Annotated in this window: 9 protein-coding genes; 6 read left to right on the plus strand and 3 right to left on the minus strand. The window is 44.9% G+C overall.

Features of this window, described 5'->3' with window-relative positions:
* Positions 1 to 77 precede the first annotated feature (77 nt).
* Positions 78 to 1,022, minus strand: a complete 945-nt coding sequence (locus V6668_RS04300) for an alpha/beta hydrolase fold domain-containing protein (RefSeq protein ID WP_100526373.1) — start codon at positions 1,020 to 1,022, stop codon at positions 78 to 80.
* Between the two features lie 193 nt (positions 1,023 to 1,215).
* On the opposite strand from V6668_RS04300, the gene V6668_RS04305 reads away from it, so the two are divergent.
* The 3 genes from V6668_RS04305 to V6668_RS04315 all read left to right on the plus strand — a co-directional run bounded on the left by V6668_RS04305 (position 1,216) and on the right by V6668_RS04315 (position 4,597).
* Positions 1,216 to 1,545: an ArsR/SmtB family transcription factor gene (locus tag V6668_RS04305; RefSeq protein ID WP_091038881.1), complete on the plus strand. Its 330-nt coding sequence runs from the start codon at positions 1,216 to 1,218 to the stop codon at positions 1,543 to 1,545.
* 166 nt (positions 1,546 to 1,711) lie between these two features.
* Positions 1,712 to 3,475 carry a SulP family inorganic anion transporter gene (locus V6668_RS04310; protein ID WP_100526374.1) on the plus strand — a complete coding sequence of 588 codons (1,764 nt, stop codon included), beginning with the start codon at positions 1,712 to 1,714 and terminating at the stop codon, positions 3,473 to 3,475.
* Positions 3,476 to 3,607: 132 nt separating this feature from the next.
* Positions 3,608 to 4,597 (plus strand): phosphotransferase, encoded by a 990-nt coding sequence (locus tag V6668_RS04315; RefSeq protein ID WP_338707781.1) that lies wholly within the window; start codon positions 3,608 to 3,610, stop codon positions 4,595 to 4,597.
* A 113-nt stretch (positions 4,598 to 4,710) separates the two neighbouring features.
* Here V6668_RS04315 and V6668_RS04320 read toward each other — a convergent pair whose 3' ends face one another.
* Positions 4,711 to 5,703 (minus strand): DUF4003 family protein, encoded by a 993-nt coding sequence (locus V6668_RS04320; RefSeq protein WP_100526376.1) that lies wholly within the window; start codon positions 5,701 to 5,703, stop codon positions 4,711 to 4,713.
* Positions 5,704 to 5,775: 72 nt separating this feature from the next.
* Positions 5,776 to 6,141 carry a DUF6713 family protein gene (locus V6668_RS04325; RefSeq protein ID WP_338707782.1) on the minus strand — a complete coding sequence of 122 codons (366 nt, stop codon included), beginning with the start codon at positions 6,139 to 6,141 and terminating at the stop codon, positions 5,776 to 5,778.
* 228 nt (positions 6,142 to 6,369) lie between these two features.
* Here V6668_RS04325 and V6668_RS04330 point away from each other — a divergent pair, with 228 nt between their 5' ends.
* The 3 genes from V6668_RS04330 to V6668_RS04340 are packed head-to-tail and all read left to right on the plus strand — an operon-like array spanning position 6,370 to position 10,361.
* The gene (locus tag V6668_RS04330) at positions 6,370 to 8,283 is read left to right on the plus strand and encodes a serine hydrolase domain-containing protein (protein WP_338707783.1); all 1,914 of its coding nucleotides are present in this window, start codon (positions 6,370 to 6,372) and stop codon (positions 8,281 to 8,283) included.
* A gap of 54 nt (positions 8,284 to 8,337) precedes the next feature.
* Positions 8,338 to 9,012 carry a response regulator transcription factor gene (locus tag V6668_RS04335; RefSeq protein WP_036605998.1) on the plus strand — a complete coding sequence of 225 codons (675 nt, stop codon included), beginning with the start codon at positions 8,338 to 8,340 and terminating at the stop codon, positions 9,010 to 9,012.
* Complete coding sequence (locus V6668_RS04340) at positions 9,009 to 10,361, plus strand: sensor histidine kinase (protein WP_100526379.1); 1,353 nt, start codon at positions 9,009 to 9,011, stop codon at positions 10,359 to 10,361. The genes V6668_RS04335 and V6668_RS04340 overlap by 4 nt, the downstream gene beginning before the upstream one ends.
* The last annotated feature ends 266 nt before the right edge of the window (positions 10,362 to 10,627 follow it).

Here is a 10,627-nt window from a genome sequence, read left to right on the forward strand (position 1 = left end):
CAATCCGGTGGCGGTAGTCCAGGGATTGAGCTTTTTTTCGTTCTTTTTGCCAAACGGCTATGGGGAGGCGTTACAGTTTATTGTCCAGCTTCATGTGCTGAGCTTTTTATGATGTTAACCATTTTACGCTGAGCATCCCTGGCCTCCGGAATCGGATAGAGGACAAAGACATGGTTCATTTTGGGGTAAACGTACGTTTGATGATCGATTCTTTGATCCGTCAGCAGTTTGTCGAGCTTCATATTATCAGGAAACAAACCCTCGTGGGTTCCGATAAAGATGCTGATTTTGCCCAGACCGGCGAAATCTCCGTAGATTGGACTGATTAACGGATCGTCCAACGGTTTGTCAGCTGCCCAGATCCGCCGGATGACATCATACCCTTCCACAGCGAGCATAGGGTCTCGGGTCTCGTAATCAAATATGACCGGATTGTCCAACACCATATCCACACAAGGTGATAACAAGATGATATCTTTGGGCTGCGGGAGATCATGCATCTTCAGATAATGGGCCAAGGCTAGGGATATGTTCCCACCTGCGGAATCCCCCATAATGGTGAGTTGTGCCGGGTCGTCCACGGAGGCAAGCAGATCCCGGTATAGATTGAGCAGTTTCGGATATGTGTGCTGATAGTTAAAATGAGGAACCTTTGGATAGATGGGAGCAACAACTTTGGCATTCAGGGCCTGAGCCATATGGTCCATGAATTTCCAGTGTAAAGACAGCGGCTGGTGTGTATGCGCCCCGCCATGAATGTAGAGAATGACTCTCTGTTCACGGGAATGCTGATCGTTTAAGGTGAACACCTGCATGTCTTCATGGGAGCGCTCTTTGATGGAAGATGACAGTTTTGTTTTACCCAAGATATAAGGTTTAATGTTTTCCAAGCCCATATGATCCAGGTGTTTGCGGGTAAGCTCGCGTGTTGAAAAAATTTTCTTGGTATCTAACGTTCCGATATATTTCTCGAATAGAAAGCTCGTCAACGAGCGTTTGTGATTATGGATATACATGTTCATTGAGGAATCACCCTTCCTGATGGAGTTCAGATATACGGTCTGTGGAGACTATAAGTAAAGTATAAAGGTTGAAGTGTACTTCAAGGTCAATCTTAATTTTTCCATCAAACCGTTATGGTTAGAGTAAAGCATGGTACCCGTTCTATGTTATGATATTTGCATCTTCAAAAGTTCGATTGAAGGGGCATAGCGTATGAATCAGAGCATACAACAGTTTAAAGCGGATTTTTTCAAAGCATTGGCACACCCGATGCGGATTCAGATTCTGGAACTGCTGAGTGAAGGAGCCAAGAACGTGAATGAACTGCAAAGCATTCTGGGATCGGAAGGCTCTGCCGTTTCACAGCAACTGGCTGTATTGCGCAGCAAAAACGTTGTCCAGGGAATTAAAGAAGGGACAACCGTCACCTATTCGCTGCGTGATCCGCTGATTAAGGACCTGCTGGCAGTCACCAAACAGATTTTTGACAATCATCTGGTTGATGCCATTTCCATGCTGGAAGATATTCGTAAAGAGTCCTGACACAATAAACAAGAGCAACTGGGTGTAAGCTCCGGAGGTTCTTGTTTTTTTGTGTTAGGTTCCTGCTGGGATTGTGCGTAATCCGATTGACAAGACGTATGCAGGGGAGTAGTCTTTTAAATATATTCAAATATTCAAATATATGAAGAAAAGAAGGTTTTGGTACATGAAATGGATGGGGAGATATGCAGGGTACAATGCTGCCGCTTTTCGCAAGGATCTGTTATCAGGACTGATTGTAGGTATCATTGCGATTCCACTCGGTATGGCCTTTGCCATCGCTTCCGGGGTCAAACCGGAGTATGGATTATATACCACAGTAATCGCAGGGATTCTCATTTCCTTGCTGGGTGGGTCCAAGTTCCAGATTGGCGGGCCAACGGGGGCATTCATTCCGATCCTATTTGCCATTGTGATGCAGTATGGATATGAGAATCTGCTGATCGCCGGAATGATGGCCGGTTTGATGCTTGTACTAATGGGCGTATTCAAGCTCGGGGCATTAATTAAGTTTATTCCAAAGCCGGTGACTATCGGTTTTACGGCAGGGATCGCCGTCATTATTTTTAGCGGACAAATTACGAACTTTCTGGGACTTCGAGGCATCGAGAAACACGAGGATTTCTGGTCCAATATGAAAGAAATCGGGATGCATATCTCGACGATTAATATATACAGTGTGCTTACAGCTGGAATCTGTCTGGCTGTTCTTCTGCTTGTGCCCAAGTTTGCACCAAAGGTGCCTGCATCACTGGTGGGGCTGGTTCTTTCGACGGTAGTCGCGGCGTTCTTTTTTGAAGGGCAGGTGGCTACAATTGGTTCGTCCTTTGGCGCCATACCTAACTCTTTGCCTCAGTTTCATGTGCCTGAGATCACTTGGGGACGTATCGTGAACTTGCTGCAACCCGCTTTTGTCATCGCCATGCTGGGTGGAATTGAATCGCTGTTATCCGCAGTTGTTGCCGATGGCATGACTGGAAGTCGGCATAACAGCAATCGAGAGTTGATTGGGCAGGGGATTGCTAATATGGTGACGCCGCTATTCGGGGGTATTCCTGCAACAGGAGCGATTGCACGTACAGCAACAAATATCAAATCCGGCGCAGTATCGCCATGGTCTGGCGTGATTCACGGTGTAGTGGTTTTGCTGGTACTTGTTCTCTTTGCGCCATATGCATCCCACATTCCTCTTGCCAGTATGGCCCCCTTTCTCATGCTGGTTGCTTGGAATATGAGTGAACGAAGATCCTTCATACATGTTATGAAAACCAAAACGAGTGATTCACTCGTTCTGCTGATTACCTTTTTGCTGACCGTATTTACAAGTTTAACAACGGCTGTAGAGGTTGGGTTGATTCTGGCTGTCCTTTTATTTGTTAAACGGATGAGTGAGATGTTGAAGGTTGCCAAAGTACTGCCCGATCCCGATCATAAACATGAGAAAGTCATGGCCCACATGGTTCAGGAAGGACATGACTGTCCGCAAATAAGCCTGTATACAATTGAAGGGCCACTGTTTTTCGGCGCAGCGGATATGTTCGAGAAGTCGGTCATGGATTCGATTCATCGGCGACCAGGCACTCTGCTGTTGCGAATGGGTAAGGTGCCTTTTATGGATACAACAGGTGAATCCAATCTGGCCCGTGTTGTCAAACATATGGAGAGATCGGGGGGCAGGATTTTACTTTCAGGCATTCAGGCGCAACCGTTGGAGATGTTGAAGAGAACAGGTTTGATTGAACGGATTGGTCCCGATCATATGTTTGAGCACACGGGTGAAGCCATCAATTATGCATTATTGCATCTGGATGTTCAGAAATGCAGGGGGTGCAAACATTTTGCCTTTCGTGAATGTGCTGCATTGTCGAGCGCTGGCACCGACCCAGAGTGTAATAACCTGCTGATGAGAGATGGAGCTATAAGAGTCTAGAGAGTATTTGCTTATCAAAATATATATTCTGGAAAATAAACGAAAAATATACTATGTTATAGGTTGATAGGTGAAAGGATTACATCGTTCATCAGATGAGAAATAATCATATTAAACCGAAGGAGCAACCATATGTCCATTCAACCGACTGCTTTACGTTCAGTGCTTAACCCCAGGTACCTGGAGTCTACATTGAGTAATCAATATGACATTGGAACATGGGAAGAATGTTTGTTTTGGCTTAGAGGATTAAATGATACTTACCGGGTTCGCACGTCCAGTGGCATGTACATTCTCCGTATCTACCGCACTGAAATCACGGAGGCAGATGTTCAGTATGAGCTTTCAATATTGTCTCAACTCAAGAACGTTCTAGGTTCTGCGGAACATACCGACATTGGAGAATACATCGAGAAGAAAGATCATACGGGATATACGGTGTTGGAGGCTGCGGAAGGCAAGCGGGTTGCTGTGATGTTTCGGTATATTGAGGGTACGGAGAACAACCTGGAGGATGAGGAGTCTTGTTACGCCTTTGGCCAATCTGCCGCTGAATTGCATGAGGCTATGGATCAGGTGAACATGGAGCTGCCACGATATGAGCTGGATCTGAAGTTACTTATTGACGAACCTCTTGAGCGAATTATTCACTATATCGGTGAGAACAATGAAGCAGCAGCATTTCTCCATACGTTTGCCACAACATTAAAAGAACGCATCGTTGCCACTTCCAGGCAAGACCTGGACTTTGGTCTGTGCCATGGCGATATGCATGGGAATAACAATGTATTTCAACAGGAACATCAGTTCATCCATTATGACTTCGAGTGGGCAGCCAAAGGCTGGCGTGCCTATGATTTAGCTCAAGTAAAAGTTCGAAAAAGACAGTCTGATGAGCGAAAAGCAGCATTATGGGATGCGCTCATGGCAGGATATCGTTCAGTCAGAAGTTTCTCTGCCGAAGATGAGCAGGCGGTTGATCTCTTTATTGTTGCTCGCCGATTTTGGGTGATGGGACTAGATGTTGCTTTTATTGAGAGTGATACGGGTGCGCTGGACTATGGTCCGGATTGGCTGGATAGTTTCGTGGAAGAATTCCGGGATACGGGGATTATATCCTAGCGAATGATGAACATTATTTTAGGTGTAGGTTTGAATGCTTTAAGACCCTTCCGAGTCAACTTAAACTCGGGAGGGTCTTTTTCATCTTATATTGAAGGTAACAGGGTCACTTATTAATTCGATGATGATGAAGAAGCGGCAGCAGCCGATGCTGCGGCAGTTGCGGCCATGGCGGCCTGCTGGGCGATGATAATATTTGTGATACTGGTTGAGATTGCTGTCGTAAGCACACCGTTCCGCAGATTCTCCACATGTTGAATGGCTACCAGAGCAGACGAGAACAGGAGCAACTCCTGTTTGTCGATTGACCAGGCACCGAAGCCTTTTTGAGTCCGTAACCAGTCATTTGTTTCCGCGACTTCATCCACTAATGAGTCTCTGTCCGAAGGCAGTAGAGAAAGTATCCCGAGAGATGGTAACGTATAAGTTTTGTCCATTCGAAAATCCCTTTTACGAAAAGCTTCATTTAAAGCAATCACACGAGCACCTGCATCCGGGGGATCATCTCCAAGAACAAGGACATGTGTTAACGCCTGCACACTATTTCTGGAAGAGAACTCTGGTTTTAATTCCCCGTAGAGTTGTTCCATGCGTGCCACACCAGTATCTACGTTGAGATCGGAAAGGGCTAACATGGCAGCGAAAATGTAGTCGTCCTGTCCAGTGAGGAAACGATGCTCTGCTTTCATGCCGTCATAAAATAATTTGGCCCGCTCTACCGTAGGTTGAAACTGGTCAGGTGATGTCTGAGTAGCGATCTGATAGGCGGCAATAACCAGATAATCGGAGTTACGGAATTTGATTTCTTTCATCAAGTCATAGACATGCAAGGTGTCTGCCAGTCTTGTCTCTTCATCCGCTGTAAGGGAGAGCATGGTAGCAATGCTAATGACCGAATTACCTCTGAATGCAGAGAAAAGCTTTGTGTTTTGCTTAATCAACTCATGGCTTTGACGAATAGCTTCCCCATCCGCTGTTTTATTCTCCGCTGCATAGAGCAGGGCAGCCAGACGTTGCATCATCGCATGTTGCCATTTGAACGACTCCTTGATGATCTGGGTATTGGAAACAAATAAATCAACTCGTTCTGCATGATGCTGCTGCATAGGCACACCTCCATATTCACTGTTATTCTATAATACCCTTCCAGCTTCCTTCATTCTGTCGGTGTAAACAGATTAGATGATTAGAAATATTAAATGAACTAAAGCGATTATTCCCATAGGGTAGATCAATGATCTGGAGAACCCGTTTTTAAATTCATTTCGAGGATGTTTTTCGAAAAAGAAGTGTACTACGGTATGTATGATGAAAAAGATATCCAGCACCCAAAATGTAATGGTCTGATATGAGCTAAAAAGAAGAGAGAGGATGATGGTATACATTGGCAGGTGAATCCAAGTGAAATACCTATAGGCTTTATCATCTTCCATATCTTTTAACACCATAAACAATTTCCACTCGGACCGCCTGATGGCATCCATTTCGTGAAGCAGAAAGAGAGACAGGTTAAACAAAAATAAAACCAGTAAAAAGTCAGGCATGTAAAGTCTCCTTTTCCTATTCAATCTGTTCCTATCTTACTAAAGGTAATTTAATTTGGCAAAATATGAAAAAAAGATTCACGCTCCGTTCATACGTGCTTGATATGCTCTCGAAAGAAAGCGTAAGGAACAGGTTTTAAAAAATATGCGGAGTGGTGGGGACAAGTCATGTCATCGTTGATAAGAAAGATTTTTGGGAAAATGATTTTACTGGTGTTATTGTTAGGCATGATATTAGAGGCAACTGGATTAGGGACCATGCCACTATCGGCAGCAGTATCCAATCAGGGATTAAATCCGGGTAAATTGGAGCAAGGAGTCGTAGCTAATCTGGAGGATACTGATCAGTTAACGGCATTCATGGATGGGATGATGGATGTGCAAATGCGATCTTTACAGATTCCAGGCGCAGTCATTTCGATTGTGAAGGATGGGAAGATCCTGCTCTCCAAAGGGTACGGACATTCCAACATCGAAGAAAATAAACCCGTTGATCCCGAAACCAGCTTATTTCGAATTGCTTCAACAACAAAGCTCTTCACATGGACCGCCGTGATGCAATTGGTTGAGGCGGGCAAGCTTGATCTTGATACAGACGTCAACACTTATCTGAAAACGGTGAAAATACCGAAAACCTATGAGGAACCGATTACGTTGCGCCATCTCATGACCCATACCGCAGGGTTCGAGGAAGGCGGTGTTGGTTATCAGATTACTACCGATCCGGGGAAACTTCCCGTCTCTATTGCTGAAACGATGGCAAAACATATGCCTGCACGGGTTAAGCCACCAGGCGAGATGCTGTCGTATTCCAATTATGGCGCCTCACTCGCGGGACTTATCGTCGAAGAAGTGAGCGGTGTTGCCTACAATGACTATATACAGAAAAATATCTTTGATCCGCTGGGCATGAATTATGCTACGGTAGAGGAGCCTGTTCCAGCGTCTCTGGAACCTTATGCCGCCCTTGGATACGCCCGAGCTAACGGCGAGTTTGTAACCAAACGGCCAACGTATGAGGGAGGATTTCGTCCTGCGGGATCAGGGAGCGTGTCGGCGAACGATATGGCTCATTTTATGATTGCCCATCTTCAAGACGGGCGATATGAAGATAAACAAATACTCAAGCCGGAAACAGCCAAACTCATGCATTCTCCGGCATTCCAGTTTGATGAACGTTTACCCGCCATGGATCTGGGCTTTTACGAGTTGAATATGAATGGGCTACGTGTGATCTCTCATGGAGGGGCCGATGAGCTGTTTAATACAGCCCTTTATCTTGTACCGGACAAAAAAGTGGGCATCTTTGTTTCCTATAGTGGAGGGGAAGGCGGAACGGCAGCAGAAGGGTTGGCGCAAGCCTTTTTTGACCGATACTATCCTGTACATGCAACTAAGCAGCCTAATGAAACTTCTATTGAATTCGGGGAGTCTCTGGAAAAATATGCAGGCTCCTATCAATTTACACGCCGTAATCACACGAAGATCGACAAGTTTTTCAGTTTTCTGACTCAAATCAATATTGAGTTTTCGGATAACCGACTGTTTATTGGAAGTGGTGCAGATCAGCAAGTATATACTCCGATTGGGGTGAATTTATTCCAGGAGGTCGGAGGGTCACATCAGATGGGGTTCCGCACCGATGCAGAGGGCAAGGTCACGTATCTGTTTCTGGATATATTAAACCCAATGCCGCTGGAACCTGCACCGTTAATGAACCAATCGAAGTTCTGGCTCCTCTTGCTGGGCATTTCGGTTGTTCTGTTCATCACTGTATTGCATGGATTTGTTTATCGCAGACGCGAAATCAGAGTGATGCCAAAAGCGCAAAAATGGGCAGTCCGGTTGTCAGCTATTACGTCTATATGGGGACTATTAACCTTGGGCGCAACACTTCTGGTGTTAAACATGAATCTGATTGATCGGCTTAGCCATATTCCACTATCTTTACGTCTCTATCTGTTTATGCCGATTATCCTTGTAGGGTTGACTGCTGCAATATTCATCATGGGCGTCCTGGCATGGAAAAACCAATATTGGACGTTATTGAAGCGTGTGCACTATACGTTTGTAATGGTAGCAGCGGTGATCTTGAGTTTATTTTTCTATCATTGGAACCTGCTGGGCTGGCATTTTGGTTGAAGACTTCCTCCCAAGTGGAAGAAACAAGATAGATATCGGAGGCATACATTTGATATGACCAAAATCCTAGTTGTGGATGACGATGTGCATATTCGTGAGCTGATTACCTTGTTTTTGCGGAATGAAGGATTCGAGATTGTGGTAGCTAAGGACGGAGCGGAAGCACTGGAGATCGTGGGGAAATCCCCAATCGATCTGGTTATCCTTGATATTATGATGCCGCGATTGGATGGTTGGGAATTATGCAGGGAGATCCGGCGTATGGATCTGAATATGCCATTGCTAATGGTCACGGTAAAAGGGGAATCGGCCCAGAAAGTAAAGGGATTTCAGTTGGGAACAGATGATTATTTAACGAAGCCCTTTGATCCACTAGAGCTTGTAATGCGAGTAAAAGCTTTGCTGAAACGTTACCTGATTGTCTCCTCCCAGACCATTCAACTAGGGGGCATTATGCTGAATCGACGCAGCTTTCAAGTAATTCGTGGAGAGGAAACAATCAATTTGCCTTTAAAAGAGTTTGAATTGCTGTTCATGCTGGCAAACCAGCCTGGGCAGATTTTTACCCGAGAACAGTTAATCATCAAGATCTGGGGGAGTGATTACGAAGGGGATGACCGGACAGTTGATGTTCACATCAAGCGACTAAGGGAAAAATTCGCTGGTGATGCACACCATTTTCAGATTGAAACGGCTCGTAGTCTGGGCTACCGGTTAGTCATCACATGATCAAAACCTTATATGTTCGTATTATTTGCACGTTTCTGGTCGTCATTGTTTTCAGCTTGCTGACCTCTTTCTTCATGGGGATCTTCCTTTTCAAAAAAGAAGTAAATCATATCGGTCAGAATGACATGATTTCTGTAGGGGAGGAACTGATCCGTCTATATGAGCAAACGCAACCTGAGGACAGGGATGCTTTCATCAAAAGTATGGTGAAAGTGTCCACCTATCCCATTCATCTATATGACGTTTCGGGTAACGTAACCTATTATGACCTAGACCATACAGAGACCGTTGAAATCGCACCAGAAGTGGTTCAAAAGGTGTTGCAGGGTCAGGTCTATCGTTCTCCCGGAGAAGTGGAGCAGACGTTCATAGGTCTTCCTTTTCCATACAAAGGGGAACCACAAGCCATGTTTATGCAGTATTCTCCGCAGAATGAAAATATCATTAATCGGATGGTTTTGCTGGTATTATTGCTTGCACTGTTGATCGGAAGTTTGTGTATCCTTATTGCTGCAAGGTATTTGGTCAAACCGATCCAGGTGTTGACGCGGGCAACCAAACGACTGGCGAAGGGTGATTTTAATGTGGAAATCCAAACAAAGCGCGTGGACGAAATGGGAGCATTGACGCAGAGTTTCAATGAAATGGCGAGTGAGCTTAAACAGCTGGAACAGATGAGACAGGATTTTGTTTCCAATGTATCTCACGAGATTCAAACGCCGCTGACCTCTATTTCCGGTTTTGCCATGGCGTTGAAAAACAGCAGCCTGGTTGCGGAGGCCGATCGTAACTATTACCTCGATATCATTATTACGGAGAGTGGACGACTATCCAGACTAAGTGATAATCTGCTGGAGCTTGCGTCTCTGGATTCTGATCATCATCCGTTCGAGACAACCACCTATAATCTTGATGAGCAAATCAGGCAAGTGGTGGTGACTTGCGAGCCTCAATGGTCAGCCAAAGGCATTCCAGTTCATTTAGAATTGGCGGACGGTATCAAAATAAGGGCAGATCAGGACCAGCTTAACCAAGTGTGGATGAATTTACTAGGCAACAGCATTAAGTTTACTCCCGTGGGTGGGCGTATCGAAATACGCACGAGCCAGTCGGTAGATGGAATCTTTTTCACGATAACCGATTCGGGCATTGGAATAGCGCCAGAGCAACTGGATTATGTTTTCGAGCGGTTTTATAAAACAGACCTGTCACGCGATCGTAGCATCAGTGGTAACGGTCTGGGCCTCGCCATCGTCAAAAAAATCGTGATGCTTCATCACGGAACTGTCGAAATGAAAAGTCAGGTGGGCGTGGGGACAACGGTGATGGTTCATTTGCCTTCCGGATGATTACAAAAATCAATTTAGAGCTGCCAAAGATATTTTTCTGGTAGCTCTTTTTTGTATGGATTTTTAGATCCCTATTCCAGTGGCGATAAATGGAGGATATAAAATAGTTTAAAAATAAATATTTTATTGTTTAATGCACTAAAGGATTTCGCAGAAAAATGTCGAATAATGTCTATCGATAAGGCATTTTCAGTTGATGGGGGTCGATATGAAGCAGCAATGGTTTGGACGGTATCTCATTTCATAACGAGGAAGGAACTGATGAA

This window comes from Paenibacillus amylolyticus (assembly GCF_036894225.1).
Taxonomy (GTDB): Bacteria; Bacillota; Bacilli; order Paenibacillales; family Paenibacillaceae; genus Paenibacillus; species Paenibacillus amylolyticus.

What these genes read in the sequence shown, in the direction of transcription:
- V6668_RS04300 (WP_100526373.1), bottom strand. Translation starts at nt 1,022, where the DNA reads ATGAACATGTATATCCATAATCACAAACGCTCGTTGACGAGCTTTCTA.
- V6668_RS04305 (WP_091038881.1), top strand. Translation starts at nt 1,216, where the DNA reads ATGAATCAGAGCATACAACAGTTTAAAGCGGATTTTTTCAAAGCATTG.
- V6668_RS04310 (WP_100526374.1), top strand. Translation starts at nt 1,712, where the DNA reads ATGAAATGGATGGGGAGATATGCAGGGTACAATGCTGCCGCTTTTCGC.
- V6668_RS04315 (WP_338707781.1), top strand. Translation starts at nt 3,608, where the DNA reads ATGTCCATTCAACCGACTGCTTTACGTTCAGTGCTTAACCCCAGGTAC.
- V6668_RS04320 (WP_100526376.1), bottom strand. Translation starts at nt 5,703, where the DNA reads ATGCAGCAGCATCATGCAGAACGAGTTGATTTATTTGTTTCCAATACC.
- V6668_RS04325 (WP_338707782.1), bottom strand. Translation starts at nt 6,141, where the DNA reads ATGCCTGACTTTTTACTGGTTTTATTTTTGTTTAACCTGTCTCTCTTT.
- V6668_RS04330 (WP_338707783.1), top strand. Translation starts at nt 6,370, where the DNA reads ATGATATTAGAGGCAACTGGATTAGGGACCATGCCACTATCGGCAGCA.
- V6668_RS04335 (WP_036605998.1), top strand. Translation starts at nt 8,338, where the DNA reads ATGACCAAAATCCTAGTTGTGGATGACGATGTGCATATTCGTGAGCTG.
- V6668_RS04340 (WP_100526379.1), top strand. Translation starts at nt 9,009, where the DNA reads ATGATCAAAACCTTATATGTTCGTATTATTTGCACGTTTCTGGTCGTC.